This window comes from Ensifer adhaerens (assembly GCF_028993555.1).
Classification (GTDB): Bacteria; Pseudomonadota; Alphaproteobacteria; order Rhizobiales; family Rhizobiaceae; genus Ensifer; species Ensifer adhaerens_I.
On the sequence record NZ_CP118611.1, the window covers coordinates 261,115 to 277,999 of the forward strand.

Below are 16,885 nucleotides of genomic sequence, written 5' to 3' on the forward strand. Positions count from 1 at the left end.
CTTTCGCCTTTAGGCCTTGCTTGTTGTTGACGAGACGATATGCAGCCCTCCGAAAGGGGTCCAACGACTAAATTCTATCGATTGTTCAAGAATTCTTTTTGAGGCCGGCGTCGCTGTCCGCGGATAGTTTGTTCTAGCTTCTGGAGATATTTCGTTATCTAATTCTGTTAATGGCCTGAAACTGGCCATTCACTAGAAAACAGTTCCCAGATTGGCGTGTATTTGGATCGCATTGAAGAACGCTCAATGCGCGCGTCGGTGCGCTTCATAGCTGCTTATGCGTGCAACGACTCGTCGCAGCCCCAAGAAAAATCTTGAGAAGGCAAGGTCGCGCGATAGCATGAGGGCATCAGTCCTGATTGCCCCCATTCGGAGTGCCCTATGACCGTCAACTACATGCTTCTCACAGGTGCCAGCCGCGGTATTGGTCATGCAACTGTGAAGCTTTTCCAGGAAAACGGCTGGAGGATATTGACGGTATCGCGCCAGCCATTTTCCGAACAATGCCGCTGGCCCTCCGCGCGCGAAAGCCACATTCAGGCAGATCTTGAAGATCTCGAGGGCATTGAACACCTGGCAGCGGCGGTGCGCGAGCGCCTGCCAGACGGCAAGCTCGCTGCGCTCGTCAACAACGCCGGCATCTCGCCGAAGGGGCCCGGAGGGTCGCGTCTTGGTGTCGCTGACACTGATGCGTCCACCTGGACGCGTGTCCTTAACGTCAACGTTGTTTCGACGGCGTTGCTGGCGCGTGCGTTGCTGCCGGAACTGAAAGCGGCGCAGGGTTCGATCGTGAACGTCACGTCGATTGTCGGCTCTCGCGTCCACCCGTTCGCAGGCGTGGCTTATGCCGCGTCGAAAGCAGGACTGGCCGCACTGACGCGCGAGCTCGCCCATGAATTCGGGCCGCTCGGTATCCGTGCCAACGCAATCGCACCGGGCGAGATCGACACCGCCATCCTTTCACCCGGAACAGCGGAGCTCGTAAAGTCTCAGGTGCCGTTGAACCGGCTGGGTACCACGCGCGAAGTGGCGCAAACGATCTACTTCCTGTGCACGGAAGCTTCGTCTTACATCAACGGTGCGGAGATTCACATCAACGGCGGTCAGCACGTCTGAGCATCACCCGCATTTCCGGGCGGAAACGTGAATTCGTTGCCACCCTTCAACGACTTGCGCTCTGCCCATTCGCTAGCGATTTCGATCGCCAGTGTCGGGTGCGCGCGACAGGCAAGAAAAGTGAAACGCGATGTCCGCAACGACGACGAATGCCGCTGAGCGCATGCTTGGTGCCGAGCTGGAGACAAGTGCGATTGCGGTGCCGCCCGATCAGGCAGAGCAGATCGCCCGTGACCATTACGGGCTCATTGGCCGGGCCGAATGGCTGTGGGGAGAAAAGGACAGCAACTATCGCCTGACGCTTGAGGATGGAACCGCCTATCTCCTTAAAATCCTCAATCCGGCGGAGGATCCGCTCGTCACCAGCATGCACAGCGAGGCGCTCTTGCATGTTCAAGCGATGGACCCGGGCATTCCCGTCCAGCGCATCATCCGCACCCGTGACGGAGCCGCCGACTTCCGGTTCGTCGCCGACGACGGTGGCAAGCGTGGTGTGCGAATGGTCACTTTCGTCCCGGGGATCGCGCAGCGCACGGCGCCGAATTCTCCGCTTCAGCGCCGGAAAGTCGGCGCTCTGCTCGGGCGGATGCAGAAGGCGCTGAAGAGCTTTACCCACGCGGCCGCATCTCACAGGATAACCTGGGACATGAAACATGCCGGCGGCACGCGCGATTTGATGCCCGCATTCGCGGATCCGCGCGAGAGGGCGAGGCTCGAAAGGGCGATCGACGAATTCGAGGCGGAGATCATACCCGTGTTGCACTCGCTGCCGGCGCAGGTGATCCACAACGATTTCAATATGGAGAACATCCTGGTCGACCCGGCGCGGCCGCAGGACATTACCGGCATCATCGACTTCGGCGATATGGTCCACGCACCCATTCTCTTCGACGTGGGCGTCGCAGCCGCCTACCAGATCGGCGCCGAGCATGATCCGGTGGAGGCGATGTGCGACCTCATCGGGGGGTATTGCGGCGAATGCGTTCTTTCCGATGCGGAAATCGCACTCGTCTACACTGCGGCGGTGATGCGACTGGTGATGCGGCTCGCGATCCCCCAATGGCGGGCGCGGTTGTTTCCCGAGCATGCAGCGCGCTTCACCATCCGCAGTGCCAGCGTTTGGGCGCAACTGGCGCGGCTTGACGCCATTCCGAGGGAAAGCGCAATCGAACGACTGCGTGCAGCCTCCCGACAAGGATATAGAACATGAACAAGTACCTTTCAGACGGGCCTGCCGTCACCATGATCAACGGCTTCGATGCCACCCGACTGGACAGCCTTCCGGTGCGCGAGCGAAAGATGATCGAACGACGCCAGACCTTGCTCGGGCCGTCCTATCGGTTGTTCTACGATACGCCGGTCCACATCGTTCGTGCTGACGGAGTCTGGCTCTATGGACCCGACGGTGAGGCTTATCTCGATGCCTACAACAACGTGCCGTCGGTTGGGCACTGTCATCCTCATGTTGTCGATGCCATCGCCCGGCAGGCCGCGCAACTCAATACCCATACCCGCTATCTCGGCGAGCAGATACTCGACTATTCCGAGCGCTTGCTCGCAACGTTTCCGATCGAGCTCAATCGCGTGATGTATACCTGTACCGGCAGCGAGGCAGTGGACTTGGCGCTGCGTCTGGCGCGGTACTACACCGGAGGAACCGGTGTCATCATCACCGAGAATGCCTATCACGGTGTCACGACGGCGGCTGCGGAAATCTCCCCCTCGCTCGGGCCGAGCATGCCGCTTGGGCAACATGTCGTGACGGTGCCCGCCCCTGACAGTTATCGCGCCGGTGGACGCGATGTCGGTAACGCGCTCGCCGAAGATGTATCGAACGCGATTGCGTTCATGAGACGCCGCGGCATTACGCCTGCCGCCTTCATCGCCGACGGAATCTTCTCAACGGACGGCATCTTCTCTGACCCTCCCGGTTTCCTCAAGCCGGTGGTCGACGTCCTGCATGCGGCGGGCGCTCTCTATATTGCGGACGAAGTGCAGCCTGGTTTCGGACGCATGGGCTCGCATATGTGGGGCTTCATGCGCCACGGCATCGTTCCTGACGTCGTCGTCATGGGTAAGCCGATGGGCAACGGCATGCCGATCGCTGCGGCCGTCATGAAGTCCGAGATCCAGGAGCGCTTCGGGCAGGACATCCGTTACTTCAACACTTTCGGCGCCAACAACGTCTCGATCGCCGCTGCATCGGCGGTGCTCGATGTCATCGAGGGCGAAGAACTCATGCGCAATGCGCAGGACACCGGCGCCTACTTGCTCGCCGGCATGCAGCGCCTCCGGCACGAGTTCGCTTCGATCGGCGATGTCAGGGGGTGCGGCTTGTTTCTCGGGATGGAGTTCGTGAAGGATCGAGCAACCCGTGAGCCAGATGCCCAATTGTCGCTTAAGGTCGTCAATGGCCTGAGAGATCGACGCGTGCTGATCAGCGCGGCAGGCAAGCACGGCAATACCCTCAAGATCAGGCCGCCCCTGCCGTTTTCGAGAGAAAATGCCGATGTATTCCTGACCACCTTGAAGGACGTGCTATCCGACATCGAGTAAGGCTCTGCGGGCGAATTGAGGTTTCTGTTCCTCTGAAAGTCTGTCCGTGGATGGAGACGTCTTCGTAGTGGTGGATGTAGCCAAATGTTGCACGTTCGCCGGATCTTGAAGGGCATCGCTTTTCAGCGCCCTGAGCGCGACGGCGATGCCTCTTCGAGAGCAATGAATCTCCTTGCGTAGTGCCGCCCTTCGACAGTTGGCGGACGATGCGGCGCGCCGTACGTCCGGATGAACGCACGAAGGGTACTTCAGAACCGATCCCGCCGGCGGCGCAGTTCGGCGGCGAGCATCGCCTCGTCTCGCCTGAGGCAGAGCCGTTGGGCTTCGGCCATGCCACCCTTCCAGACGAACGACATACCCGCGAATGCTGATCTGAGAAAGGATGGGATTGAGGCCTTGGAGAAGTACCAGCGTGGCCTGCAGCCGAAACAGGCGATCTTCGACTTCGAGGGCTTCCGGTTCTTCATGCTCGACACGCGGGGCGAAAGGCTGCACCGCAAGATCGGTGCGGGCCTCGGCAACGCGACCTTGTTCAAGACTGGCGTTGGAACGACGATGGACCAGCTGACGACATGGCTCGGAACCGGCAACGGACCGAAATTCATCGCGTCGCCGTCGATGTTCCTGCCGCGCCATCGCCGGGCGAACCAGCGCGACCGCAGTCTCGGTCCGGACAATCTGACGGCTGGGACGGCTATCCGAACAGCCTGCGCGATGTCCTGGGCGTCATCGCAGACGGTAAGATCAAGCATGTCGTGTTCCTGTCGGGCGACGAACACCGAGGTTGTATCGCGACCGCGCAACTGACGGAACTGGATGGCACGCCCGTCACCACCGTTCATTCCATCCACACCGCTGCGATGTACGCACCCTATCCCTTCGCAAACAGCATCGACGAGGAGGTCGCCGAGCACGATACGTTTGAGTTCACGTACAATGCGAAACAATATCGCTGCATCGTTGACGCGATCCGGCCGGCGCCGGGTGACGGAGAAACTCCTCCGGGTTTGGCAGGACGGCGGCAGCTGGAAGCTCGCCTGTGAATATGCCGGGACCGTGCAGACGCTCGTGCTTTAGCCGGCGCAGCCGACGGCCGGCCTCAAGCTCCACATGTCGCGCCGGCAATGCGGCTTGCCAGTAGCGCACATTTTGGGCTTCAAACCAGCAGTCGCCGGTCCGCTGGGTGATCAGGGTCGGAACGCGGATCGCCGGACGGATGTCGCACGCATCGATTTCAATGCTCCACTGCCCCGCAGACGTCTGGTCACCTGCCCAGATTTGCATTACCAACAAGGCGTCAAACGTTCGCGCGGTATGCCATGGATCGTCTTGATGCAATGAAGGTATTCCTTGCCGTGGTCGACGCCGGCAGCTTGTCGGCCGGCAGCAAGTCTCTCAATGCCCCGCTACCAAGCGTAAGCCGCAAAGTCGCCGATCTCGAGCGGCGCCTTGGGGCAAACCTCATCATTCGCACAAGCAGGAACCTGCAACTCACCGACGCAGGGCGCGAGTACGCGGAAGCCGCCCGCAAAATCATGAGGGATATCGAAGAAGCCGAACGCCGCGCCTCCGGTGAATACCAGTCACCTCGCGGAACGTTGACGATCACGATGCCGATCGACTACGGATACCGCTATGTCCTTCCGGTCGCCCTGAGCTTTCTGGAGGAGTACCCCGAAGTATCATTGAACCTTCTGTCACTTGATCGCAGCATTCACCTTGTCGACGAAGGGGTCGATGTCGCGATCCGGCTTGGTGATCTCGTTGACAGTTCCCTCTATGCCGTGAAGGCTGGCGAGTTTCGTCTACTGACCTGCGCCAGCCCGGCCTATCTGGATCGCCACGGAGTTCCCGCGCATCCCAGTGAGCTTGCGAAGCATGATGGGATCATTTTTGACAAGCAAACGTTCTTCTGGACATTCAACGTGGACGGCAAGGCTGTGGAGGCCATTCCGCGCAATCGACTCCAGGTCAACACAGCGGCCAACTGTGTCGCCGCAGCGCTGAGAGGCGCAGGCGTCGCACGTCTTTTCGATTACCAGGTGCCAGACGAGCTGTCCTCGGGTGCTCTCGTGCCGATCCTCAGCGAGTTCGGCGGCGATTCCCATCCGATCCACATCGTCTATCCGCGCCAGGGACTTCTTGCGTTGAAGGTGCGGTCGTTCATAGATTGGGCCTTACCGCGGCTGAGAGCGAATACGAGAAGCTAGGGCAGCGACTTTGTTGACGCAGATGCCTCTTCGCTCCCAGTTACCTTCACAGGCCCTTGAGCCTACTCCGGTCTGTCTCCCGATAGCCTCCCTCACGCGTGAACTTGGAATTGTGGCGGGCGAAAGCGTCCGCCCACGTGATATCGCCGGAACCGACTGGAACTCCTTGCATGTCGGGCGGACGTCCGAACTGTGGTTGCCTGTGCTGTCCGGCGAAACTCGAGGCTTCTCCGCGGTCAGGCGTAAGCGGAGGTGAGAGGGAGCCTCTCGACTTTGGCAAGTCCCGTACTGCGTGAGAACGAAATAGACCGGTTGCGAAAGGACAAAAACCATGGCGCAACCCAATCCCAAAGCTCTTGTCACCTGCGCGTCCTGCGCCATCGGAATGCTCTATGCGGACCGGTTCGCACGACGAGGATACAATGTCGCCTTGCTCGCTGGTCGAGCAGAGCGCCCCACCGCTCTTGCGCGAATGCTGCGGGCAGAAACCGCTGTCGAGATCGAGGTTCTCCCGGGCGATCTGTCCAAAGGCCGTTGCCTCGATAGGATCGAAGCGCGGATCTTTGCTGAGGGCTTTGACGTTGTCGTGAACAATCTCGCCCTTCCTCCGGGCCGAGCATTGACCGAAGAGCGGTCGATGGATCTCGACCGTTTGCTCGGAACCAATGTGAGAGCATATGCGCGCATTTCGGCGGCTGCTGTTCGCAGCATGGCGTCGCGCCGAAAAGGCGCAATCATCAACGTGACGTCCGCCGTCGGTCTGGCCCCTGAAATCTCCGGTGGCGTGGATGGTGCGGCCAGAGCGTTTGCGATGGCCCTGACCCGCACGATGCAAGACGAGGTGTCAGCATCGGGGGTCTACGTCCAACTCGTCCTTACTGCTGCGACCCGTACTGACGTGTGGCCCTTTCCCGATCCGGGGCCGGAAATCTTTCCCGGCATGATGACAGCAAACGACCTGGTAGATGCGGCCCTGGTCGGTTTCGACCGTCGGGAGCCAGTCACCATGCCTTCACTGGCACGCTCCCGTCATTGGATGGACTACGAGAACGCCCGAACCACCCTCCTGGCTGAATTGGTGAACAGCGAACCCGCGCATCGCTATCGGCGCGCAAACGGAACCAACACATCGAAACGAGAGGAAGGCTCTTATTTTCCCTGAGTACCGAGCGTTCATCCTCGAACTTAGATTTCCCCCATTCGCGGACCGAGAAACTCTCGACAGAGATTGGCCCGCATCCACGCGAGCAGGAGGCCGGCGCCTCGCTGCCATAGCAAAGAGGAATGGGTTACATGACCGATATTCTGAATCAACCACCTGGTGCCAGGAGGAAGAGTGCATCTCTTCGATATCTTCTCGCAGCCGTCGCCATGGTCGGATCAGCGACCATGTTGCCGGTGCAAGCCAGCGCGGCGAACCTGTCAATCCGGCCTTTCAAGTACACCGCATCCGAGGTGCAACTCGGGCAACTCCGGGAACGCATCCGCGACACGCGTTGGCCTGAGAAGGAAACGGTGGGAGACAGTTCGCAAGGCGTGCAACTTTCGAAAATCCGGGAACTCGCCCGCTACTGGGCGACGGACTACGACTGGCACAAGGTCGAGGCGAAGCTCAACTCTTACCCGCAGTTCACGACCGAAATCGACGGGCTGGACATTCATTTCATCCATGTCCGCTCCAAGCATAAAGACGCGCTACCGCTGATCGTGACGCATGGTTGGCCGGGTTCGGTCATCGAGCAGTTGAAGATCATCGACCCGCTCGTCAATCCCACGGCATATGGCGGCAAAGCCTCTGATGCCTTCGACGTGGTGATCCCGTCGATGCCGGGCTATGGCTTCTCCGGAAAGCCGACAGTAACCGGATGGGGGCCAGAACATATGGCCCGCGCCTGGGACGTCTTGATGAAGCGTCTCGGCTATCAGAACTATGTGGCCCAGGGCGGTGATTGGGGCGCATTCGTCGTGGATCAGATGGGGCTGCAGGCACCAAAAGGCCTGAAGGCCATTCACACCAACATGCCCGCAACCGTTCCGGAAGATGTCGACAGGGCTCTTCAGACAGGTTCACCGGCTCCGGCGAAACTCTCGGCAGAAGAAACCAAGGCGTACCAGCAGTTGGTTCGGACGTTCAAACAGGTCGACTATGCCCGTCTTATGGCTTCACGTCCGCAAACCCTCTACGGCATCGCAGACTCTCCCGTCGGCCTCGCCTCGTGGCTGCTCGACCATAATGACGCCGGCGGGCAGCCGGCCGCGGCGATCGACGAAGCTCTCACTCGAACGACGAGCGCAACGGGCGAACTCACGCGGGACGAGATACTCGACAACATCACGCTCTATTGGCTAACGAACACCGGTGTGTCTGCCTCGCGCCTCTATTGGGAGTACAAAGGCGGCTTCTTCAACACCAAAGGTGTGAACATCCCCGTTGCCGTCAGTGTCTTTCCCGGCGAGCAGTATGAAGCACCGCGGACCTGGACGGAACAGGCGTACCCGAAGCTGATCTACTACAACAAGGTGGAGAAAGGCGGCCATTTCGCCGCATGGGAGCAGCCGCAACTGTTCGTGACCGAGCTCCGGAACGCATTCCGGTCAGTGCGGTAGCACCAACACACGACATCCTAGCATATCGACAGCGGGGCGGGTGACTTCACCCGTCCCGTTCGAACCGGAACGTCGGTGTGCAGTGCATGTACCCATACCGGGGGCTCAAACGTTAAGCCAGGCGAGGAGCGCGAGAAGAACAAGTCCGATACCAGCGACGCGGAACCAATGGCTGTGGACAATTTGCGTCACGAGACTAGGCGAGCCAGGTCCTCCGGAGATGTAGCTTTTGGTTACATCGCCATTGACGTAGACGATGTCCGCATCGTCCCAGCCGTAGCCGGCCGAAGTCATCGATGACCACTTTCGCTGTCGCCTAAACTCCTCTATCCACCACAAGCTGCGTTCTTGCACCGCCTTGAGAGCTTCGTCTTTCACATTCGGCGTTTCGATGATCCTGACCGCCGTCAGCTCTGTCGCTTTCAGAACTTTCTGCTGGACAAAGATCTTCCCGCCGGTGCGATAAGGCTTGAGAAATTGCCTTTTGAGCTGCTTCTCACTCAGGTCCCCGAACAGAAAGATCGGTTCCTTGCCACTCTGCGTGGTCCAAACGACGACGTGGAAATATTGCTGTTGCTTCATCGTCTGCCTGTAGCGTTCGAGGGTGCGAAGCAACATTGCGAAGGGAGGCAGTGTCCGATCGCCTGGAAAGTCACAGGCCGGGAGGCGGTCACTCAAGTGACAAGGCGAGGACTGATATTGGTGAGCAATCTCACGACCTTGTCTTCGATCGCCTGACAGTCGTTTTCGCTTCGGGCGATCAGAGGTTCGCCTGAAATCGCGTGTTCTCGGAGTTCGTCCCGGGTGATCACCGCGATGCCATACGCTTCCAACAGGGTACTCAGCGAAAGGAACCTAAGCTCTGCAAGCTGTTGCCGATGCCTCGGCAGTCGCATCATGAGGCGTGCCCGTCCGATCTTCTCGAAATCCATCGCTTTTGCCTTCAGGTCACGCCTGAATGCAAGTCTCCTCCACAATCCATTGTGTAGCAACATGAAATGACCGCCCAGGCCCCGCAGCGGCGATTGATCGCGCTTGTGTGTCTCGTACCAGGTTCGGCGGCGATGGTGCCTTCGGAGCCGAACGCGTCATCACAACCGGCAAGCCGTCATTCCGGCAATCCTGCCTTGCGATAGCCTTCGATGAAGCGCTGGACTGTCTCTGGATCGCGGGCGGGTTGTGCTGCGGCCCAGTGCGAGATCGTGAACTTCGGGGTCATCGCCATGAAAAGAGCGGCCTCACGCATCGCCTCGTCTTTGCGTCCGAGTTGGGCGAGGCTAGCCGCCAATATGCGGCGCGAGGGGCTGCGGTAGATCGCCTCCATACGCAGAATCTTGACGGCTTCTTCATATTGGCAGGCTGCGTAGTGCGCGAACCCGAGTTGCCAGTAATACCATCCGGCCGGATGTGGGTTCAGTCGAAGCGCCCTTTGGATCAGTTCGATTGCTTCCGATGCACGACCTGCGAACGCGACAATCTCCGAACGAATGGCCAGGGCATCCGCATTGTTTGGTTCTAGCGTGAAGGCGGCTGCGAACTCTTCATCGGACTCGGGCCAGCGTTTTTCATAGGCCAACAGATATCCGATAAACCAATGACTGGCAGCGTCGCCATCGTCCAATGCTACTGCCTTGCGGGCCAGTTCAAGGGCGCGTAATCGGTTCTCTCCGGTTGGTTCGATGCTCTGTGCCCACAATTGCCAGTAAACAAAAGCCAGCCAGCGAAATGCCTCTGCATATTCCGGGTCGATGGACACCGCTTGGTTCAAGAGTATCTCGGCCTCGCGAAGCGCTTCTGGGGAACTGTTGAACGCTGAGATCAGACTTCGCCCGCGAACGCAAAGGTCATAAGTTTCCAGGCTCTTCGGACGGTTGCGTGATGGTGATTGCGCCAAACGTCCAACAAGGGCCTCGACGATCTTGTCTGTTATCTCGTCCTGTACACTGAAAATGTCTTCGAGATTTCGCTCAAAGCGCTCGGCCCAGAGGTGATCTCCGCCAACAGCGTCGATGAGTTGAACGTTGATACGCACGCGGCCGGCGGCGCGGCGCGCACTGCCCTCCACGAGGTAGCGGACGCCCAGCTCATGCGCGATCAATCGGACGTCGAGCGACTTCCCCTTGTAGGCGAAGGATGAATGGCGCGCGATGACAAACAGGCCGGCATTCCTTGAAAGGTCGGTAATAAGGTCTTCGGTCAATCCGTCGGCGAAAACGTCGTATTCGGCTTCCCCACTCAGGTTGGTGAACGGCAACACCGCGATGGACGGCCTGGCAGGCAGAGACAGCCCCGGCTTTTCTGCGTGATCCTTCGCGGCTGCCGGCTCGGAGAGTACGCGGTAGACATGGACCTCGTCGGCGATGTTCTTCAGGGATTTCGACCCGAGGTCAGCGAAGTCCAGCGTGAGCTTCCGCTTGACTTGGTCGCGGATGCCCCCCGACACATAGATGGCGCCGGGCTCGGCGAGGCCTTGTAGCCGTGCGGCGATGTTGATGCCGTCGCCATAGAGGTCACTGCCGTCTACGACAACATCGCCAAGATTGATCCCGATGCGCAGGACGATGTGTCGCGCCTCTGGCAGCGAAGCGTTTGCAACCGCCATGCGCCGTTGTAACTCGATCGCCCCTGACAGGGCGTTGACCGCACTCGTGAACTCAACGAGAACCCCGTCGCCCATCACTTTGACAATGCGGCCGCCATGTGCGCGCACGACGGGCTGGAGAATTGTCGCCCGGCGCTCCTTCAGCACGGCCAGCGTCGCAACTTCGTCCATCTCCATCAAACGCGAATAACCAACCACGTCGGCGACGACGATAGCTGCAAGACGGCGCTTGACCTGTTCTTCGGCCATTTGGGCATCTACCCGAAGGTGGCAACGATTCTATGATATTTGCGCCTTGGGTCGAAGTCCAACAGCCGATTCCGAATGGAGTTCCGACGACTACGGGTGCACATCGCACGCCTTGTCGAAGACGCGATTTCGATGCCCGTGCAGATCGGCGTCGCGAGCGTCGCGCCGCCGCGCAACTTTGCGTCTGGCGGCTCAGCCCCTTGACCGGCATGAGCAACGGTTATCGCTTTGATTCAGCATTCAGTTCCGCCCATTGGCAGGGATGTGCAGCGAGGCCCCCGCCTTTTCGGCCGCTGCCCGCAGATGCTTGTCTCTGGTCCACAACGCCGCTTGGTGATCAAGGAGAACCGAGGCCAGCAAGTGAGCGTCGGTTGAGCCAATGCGCATACTAAAAACGGCGTGGCGCCCCATCATCAACATGACTTCGGTGTCGTTGGTGACGAATTTTACGCCTCCTGATGCGCCCGTCGTAGGATGTGCGTAGGCGATACGGGGACCACGGGTTCGAACCTGGTCAATAGCATGAAGTGGCCGTTCGATCCCGTGCAAGGCGCAAGGTGCCCCCGACATTTGCGACAAGGGAGTTCTCGTCAACCAGCGTCCGCCGGAATATCAGCAAACCTGAGCAGAGCCTCGCTCTGTTGTCTGTGATCGCGATGAAAGATTCGAATGGCCAAAACCACGCCGACGATCAGGACTCCAACGCCGGCAGCTTCCACTCCTGTCGGCCACCGCGTGTGTACAACAAGTCCGCCGATAACGCCGAAGGCCGTCTCGGAGACGATCAGTTGCGCCGTCAACGCCACAGGCAAGCGTCGAGACGCGACATTCCAGGCCCACACCCCGGCAACCGTCGCCATCAGCGAAAGGGATGCTCCCCAAAGATAAAGGGAGCCTGCGGAACTCCATCCGAAGCCGAGTGTCGGAAGCTGGAAAAGCCCGAGTGCCCCGCCGATCGGAAAGAAGAGGAGCATTTCAACGCCACCGCTAACCAGTATGAGTGCGGACCAAATCCCGAGGGGCATATCAGGCCGGTTGGCAAGCGCTGCCTGATTGGCCATGGCAAACCAGACCCAAAGTGCAACGGCCGCGAGAGCCAGCGGAATGCCGATCCAGAGCGATTGGTTCGATCCAAGGCTTTCGGTCGTAAAGGCGGCGCCGTTGACCAGGAGGAGGCCAGCCAACACCAGCCCAAGGGGTAACATCAGAAGGTGCCAGCGCATGGACCCCTGACGCCGATTGCCGAGGATTGCCAGGACGATCGGCACGAGGCCCAGAAAGGCAGGTGCGATCACCGGCCCGCAGAAGATGGCGGCACCAGTCACCGTGAGGAAGTAACCGACATAACCGATGAAGGCCAGGCCTGCCGTCGCAAACCAGTTTTGGAGTGTGAGGTGTTTCAGCAGTTCCTTTTCCGAAGCCAGGACGGCGACGCCTACCATTGCCGCGACGACATGGCGGACGAGGGCGAAATCGAACGTGGAATAGTCACCGATGATAAAGGGAACGACAAAGTTGAGCGAAAAGCCGAAAGCCGCGAACAGGGCTGCAAGCACGCCGATGGTGAACTGCTTATCCATGTGTGATCCACCTAACCTATCGATCAGAGGGCGATTGCCGATGCCTTTGGCAAGGCATGAAGGCGTGAAGGTCCACCGGGTTGGCGAGGCGCTCCACCCGCGAAAGGCACACACCATTTCCGGCCCGCCTTTTGAGGCGGCCTGGCATGACAGCGGCATTCGGCTCGATACTCACGGGGGCGTCCCTTTTCGATTGCGCGACCGAGTTCTGCGCCACCTTGTCGGCGGCGATGCAACCAAGTCTAGATTCGTGACGGTCTTGCGAGAATTGCCATCGCCTGGCGGACACTCAACCGGTTGGCGGCATAATCACGCAAATCTGCCATGTACGACGCCGCGTCTTGCCAAGCTTTCGAACGCCTGTTGGTTAGTCCGCTGCTGACGAGTATCTGTTGCAGGGCTGCGGTTTCGTGGTCCTGAAAGTCACATTTCCTGCCGTCATAACCGGACGGAAGCCGCTGTTCGAATGCAAGGAAATCCGCGGACAGTGCGCGCTGTTGGGCGATCGGACGACCGCTTGGGCGCAGGACGATGTCTGTTCCATTCACGCGGCCATGATCGAAGCTGAATAGCCGGCAAGAGAAGTCATGGCCGGCCACACGCCAGCCGGCATGTCGCACCTGTAGCGTCGACGTCGCGGCGCTTCGGCAAAGTTGAATGACACATAGTGTGCATTGCGCGCGTCTTATTGAGCCCAGCGTTCTGATTTCTCTGCATGGGTGCGACCAATCTGGGCACAGGCGGCGCGTGCGCCTCTGGAACCTTTGGCCAAGAGAGAAGGCGAAAATCAGAGAGAGAGAGAGAGAGAGAGAGAGAGAGAGAGAGAGCTTCGGTTCGAAACGTAGAATAGTGACCTGAGACCCTTGTTCCCTCCAGTTTTCGGGAGAGTCTTGGGTTTTCAATCTGGCCTCATGCGGCCTGTTTTTCCAGAGCGATTTTCATTGCGAACTCATAGGGCGTGATATTGCCCAGAGAGGAATGTGGTCGATTTCGGTTGTAGTCCTCCTTCCATTCGGTGATGTCTATCCGCGCTTGTGCCAGCGATGAGAACAGGGTTTCGTTGAGGCATTCGTCACGGAAGCTGCCATTGAAGCTTTCCACGAAACCGTTTTGCATCGGTTTGCCTGGTGCGATGTAATGCCATTCGACGCGCGTGCCTTGGCACCACTTGAGAACGGCCATGCTCGTCATCTCCGTGCCGTTGTCGGAAACAACGATCCGTGGCTTTCCGCGCCGGGCGATGATGGCATCCAGTTCCCGTGCAAGCCGCACCCCTGAGAGCGATGTGTCGGCGACCAGCGCCAGGCATTCGCGGGTGAAGTCGTCAACGACAGCCAGGACCCGAAAGCGACGACCATCCGTGAAAGCGTCGCTGACGAAGTCGAGGCTCCAGCGCTCATTGGGACGCGACGGCAATGCCAAAGGCCGTCTCGTGCCCAAGGCACGCTTGCGACCGCCACGTTTGCGCACGGTCAGCTTCTCTTCCCGATAGAGACGCCGGAGCTTCTTCAGGTTCATGACGATCCCCTGCCGATCCAGCATGACGTGAATGCGCCGATAACCGAAACGACGGCGCTCGGACGCCACCATCTTCATAGCTTCACGGATATGACCGTCATCGGGCCGGATGCTGCGGTATCGCACGCTCGACCGATCAATGGACAAAACCTCGCACGCCCGACGCTGGCTCACACCATGCTTCTCGCAGACATGAGCTACAGCATCCCGCTTCACATCGGGCGTCACCATTTTTTTGCGGCAACATCCTTCAAAATGGCATTATCGAGCATGGTCTCGGCCAACAGCTTCTTCAGCTTGGCGTTCTCATCTTCCAGAGCCTTCAGCTTGCGGGCATCGGAAACCTCCATGCCGCCAAACTTCGCCTTGTATTTGTAGAAGGTCGCCTCGGATATACCGTGCTTGCGGCAGACATCGGCCGTCTTCAAGCCGTTCTCCTGCTCCTTCAAAATCCCGATAATCTGTTCGTCCGTGAACCGTGAATGCTTCATGCCCGTCTCCTCGCCGTGACGGACTCTACCAAAATTTGGAGGAAGATCAGGGTCTCAGGTCAATAGAACTATAGTGTTTCAAGCCGTGTCAGAAGCGCTGCCGAGGGTAGGATGGACCGTTTCGAAGCAATGAAGATGTTGCTGGCCGTCGTTGATGCCGGCAGCATCTCCGCAGGGAGCCGGAAACTGAATGCGCCGCTGCCTAGCGTCAGCCGCAAAGTCGCCGAGCTCGAACGCCATCTCGGCGCTAGCCTGATCGTGCGCACCAGTCGCAATCTTCAGCTCACCGATGCGGGCAGGGCATATGTCGAAGCCGCCCGCAGGATCATGGGGGATCTGGAAGAGGCAGAGCGCCGGGCGTCCGGCGAGTACCAGATGCCGCGCGGCATCCTGACGATCACCATGCCGATCGAGTTCGGCGCGCGCTACGTGATGCCGATCGCCCTCAGCTACATGGAGACCCACCCGGAGGTCTCGCTCAATCTGCTCTCGCTCGACAGGACCGTGCATCTGGTGGAGGAGCAGGTAGACATTGCGATCCGCCTGGGCGACCTCGAGGACAGCTCGCTGTACGCGGTAAAGGCGGGAGAGTTTCGCTTGCTGACCTGCGCCAGCCCAGCATACCTGCAGCGCTGCGGCGTGCCGGAGCATCCGAACGATCTCGTCAACCATGACGGGATACTGTTCAACAAGCGGACCTTCTTCTGGACGTTTGACGTCGACGGCCGCCCGATCGAGGCCGTTCCTCGAAACCGGCTCGAGGTCAACACTGCGGCCAATTGTGTGGCTGCAGCGGTTCGGGGAGCCGGGATCGCCCGCCTGTTCGACTATCAGATCCCGGACGAATTGGCGTCGGGCGCGCTCGTGCCGGTTCTGGACGCTTTCGATCGAACGCCCCTGCCGATCCACATCGTCTATCCGCGGCAGGGTCAGCTCGCGCTCAAGGTGCGGTCCTTCGTCGACTGGGCTTTACCCCGCCTTCGCGCGGCCTTCGGCCGAGGCGTCGCAGGCTAGTTCGCGAACGCAGCCCGAACCTCTTCGATGATCCGTTTCGGATCCTGCAGGTGCGGGAAGTGACCGACACCCGTCAGAATGTGGAACTCCGAGTTCGTGCGATCAGCAAACTCCCTGCCCATCTCCGAACTGATGTACACGTCTTTTTCGCCCCAGATTACCTTCACAGGGATCTTGAGCTTGGTGATGTTGGCCTCGAGATACTCTTGGTCGCGCGTGAAGTGGGAGTAGTAGGAGGCGAATGCGTCGACGCTTGTCAGACCGTCGCGCGTCCAGGACGCCTTCATGTCCGATTGCACCTCGGTCGGCATTTCGTATTGGGCTTCTGATGCGAGGCCGCGGCGATGCACGTTCTGCAGGATCTCGTCGCTGGTCTTGTTCATGTACGCACGCGTCGGCGTTGCCGTCGGCTCGGCTTTCAGGTTTTGCAGGCTTTCATACATGTATTGTGGCCGATTGAACGGCGCGAAGTCGCCGACGATGATCTTCTTCGCAAGGGTCGGCTCGTCGAGGGCCAGAAGGAGCGCCGGCAGGCCCCCGATATCCGAGGCGTAGATGACCAAATTCGATCGGTCGAGCCCCGAGGTGTCTATGTAGGCCTTGAGAATGTTGGCGTAATCCTTCGGAGAATAGGAAAACTGCATCGTGGAAGGGCGCGACGACTGACCATAGCCGGGCCAATCGAATGCATGCACATCGTATTCCTTGCTGAGCGTTTCAGCGATCCCCTTCCAGACGGCCAACGTCTCCGGAAACCCATGCAGGAACAGAACCGTGCCCTTGGAGGTAGCAGCGTCAGTATGCATGCGCCTGAGGGTTATGGTCTCGTCGATCGTGATGAAGCCGATCTTTGGGCCTGCGTGTACCGATGCGGCCGATGCCATTGCCACGGATGCGGTTGCTGCGAAGTTCCTGAACGATGGGAAGACCATGTCGTGCGTC

Annotated in this window: 15 protein-coding genes and 1 pseudogene; 8 read left to right on the plus strand and 8 right to left on the minus strand. The window is 59.4% G+C overall.

What is annotated here, in order from left to right; translation table 11 throughout:
- Positions 1-381: 381 nt before the first annotated feature.
- The 3 genes from PWG15_RS21590 to PWG15_RS21600 all read left to right on the plus strand — a co-directional run bounded on the left by PWG15_RS21590 (position 382) and on the right by PWG15_RS21600 (position 3,672).
- Entirely contained in the window at positions 382-1,116 is a 735-nt protein-coding gene (locus PWG15_RS21590; RefSeq protein WP_275026030.1) for an SDR family NAD(P)-dependent oxidoreductase, read from the plus strand.
- 130 nt (positions 1,117-1,246) lie between these two features.
- Entirely contained in the window at positions 1,247-2,326 is a 1,080-nt protein-coding gene (locus tag PWG15_RS21595; RefSeq protein ID WP_275026031.1) for a phosphotransferase, read from the plus strand.
- Between the two features lie 32 nt (positions 2,327-2,358).
- A complete protein-coding gene (locus tag PWG15_RS21600; RefSeq protein WP_275027136.1) occupies positions 2,359-3,672 on the plus strand; it encodes an aspartate aminotransferase family protein in 1,314 nt (437 codons plus the stop codon).
- Between the two features lie 248 nt (positions 3,673-3,920).
- On the opposite strand, the gene PWG15_RS21605 is transcribed toward PWG15_RS21600, so the two are convergent.
- Positions 3,921-4,139 carry a hypothetical protein gene (locus PWG15_RS21605; RefSeq protein WP_275026032.1) on the minus strand — a complete coding sequence of 73 codons (219 nt, stop codon included), beginning with the start codon at positions 4,137-4,139 and terminating at the stop codon, positions 3,921-3,923.
- 105 nt (positions 4,140-4,244) lie between these two features.
- On the opposite strand from PWG15_RS21605, the gene PWG15_RS21610 reads away from it, so the two are divergent.
- The 4 genes from PWG15_RS21610 to PWG15_RS21625 all read left to right on the plus strand — a co-directional run bounded on the left by PWG15_RS21610 (position 4,245) and on the right by PWG15_RS21625 (position 8,489).
- Positions 4,245-4,715 carry an alkaline phosphatase D family protein gene (locus tag PWG15_RS21610; RefSeq protein WP_275026033.1) on the plus strand — a complete coding sequence of 157 codons (471 nt, stop codon included), beginning with the start codon at positions 4,245-4,247 and terminating at the stop codon, positions 4,713-4,715.
- A 276-nt stretch (positions 4,716-4,991) separates the two neighbouring features.
- The gene (locus tag PWG15_RS21615; protein WP_275026034.1) at positions 4,992-5,882 is read left to right on the plus strand and encodes a LysR family transcriptional regulator; all 891 of its coding nucleotides are present in this window, start codon (positions 4,992-4,994) and stop codon (positions 5,880-5,882) included.
- Positions 5,883-6,213: 331 nt separating this feature from the next.
- Positions 6,214-7,044: an SDR family NAD(P)-dependent oxidoreductase gene (locus PWG15_RS21620; RefSeq protein ID WP_275026035.1), complete on the plus strand. Its 831-nt coding sequence runs from the start codon at positions 6,214-6,216 to the stop codon at positions 7,042-7,044.
- A gap of 131 nt (positions 7,045-7,175) precedes the next feature.
- Positions 7,176-8,489, plus strand: coding sequence for an epoxide hydrolase family protein (locus tag PWG15_RS21625; protein ID WP_275027139.1), 1,314 nt, complete (start codon positions 7,176-7,178; stop codon positions 8,487-8,489).
- 105 nt (positions 8,490-8,594) lie between these two features.
- Here PWG15_RS21625 and PWG15_RS21630 read toward each other — a convergent pair whose 3' ends face one another.
- The 6 genes and pseudogenes from PWG15_RS21630 to PWG15_RS21655 form a co-directional block, all read right to left on the minus strand.
- Positions 8,595-9,071, minus strand: coding sequence for a hypothetical protein (locus tag PWG15_RS21630; protein WP_275026036.1), 477 nt, complete (start codon positions 9,069-9,071; stop codon positions 8,595-8,597).
- A gap of 92 nt (positions 9,072-9,163) precedes the next feature.
- Positions 9,164-9,421, minus strand: coding sequence for a hypothetical protein (locus tag PWG15_RS21635; RefSeq protein ID WP_275026037.1), 258 nt, complete (start codon positions 9,419-9,421; stop codon positions 9,164-9,166).
- Between the two features lie 176 nt (positions 9,422-9,597).
- A complete protein-coding gene (locus PWG15_RS21640; RefSeq protein WP_275026038.1) occupies positions 9,598-11,340 on the minus strand; it encodes an adenylate/guanylate cyclase domain-containing protein in 1,743 nt (580 codons plus the stop codon).
- A 240-nt stretch (positions 11,341-11,580) separates the two neighbouring features.
- Positions 11,581-11,772: pseudogene (locus PWG15_RS21645) on the minus strand (type II toxin-antitoxin system VapC family toxin); the annotation flags it as partial.
- Between the two features lie 158 nt (positions 11,773-11,930).
- Positions 11,931-12,920, minus strand: coding sequence for a DMT family transporter (locus tag PWG15_RS21650; protein WP_275026039.1), 990 nt, complete (start codon positions 12,918-12,920; stop codon positions 11,931-11,933).
- Positions 12,921-13,829: 909 nt separating this feature from the next.
- Positions 13,830-14,929, minus strand: a protein-coding gene (locus tag PWG15_RS21655) for an IS3 family transposase (protein WP_425536772.1) whose coding sequence is annotated in 2 segments (ribosomal slippage) — positions 13,830-14,677 and positions 14,677-14,929 — 1,101 coding nt in all. Because the reading frame shifts where the segments join, the coding sequence is not laid out codon by codon here.
- A 111-nt stretch (positions 14,930-15,040) separates the two neighbouring features.
- On the opposite strand from PWG15_RS21655, the gene PWG15_RS21660 reads away from it, so the two are divergent.
- A complete protein-coding gene (locus PWG15_RS21660; RefSeq protein ID WP_275026040.1) occupies positions 15,041-15,943 on the plus strand; it encodes a LysR family transcriptional regulator in 903 nt (300 codons plus the stop codon).
- Here PWG15_RS21660 and PWG15_RS21665 read toward each other — a convergent pair.
- Complete coding sequence (locus PWG15_RS21665; protein WP_425536799.1) at positions 15,940-16,875, minus strand: alpha/beta fold hydrolase; 936 nt, start codon at positions 16,873-16,875, stop codon at positions 15,940-15,942. The two genes, PWG15_RS21660 and PWG15_RS21665, sit on opposite strands and share 4 nt — an antisense overlap.
- Positions 16,876-16,885: the final 10 nt, after the last annotated feature.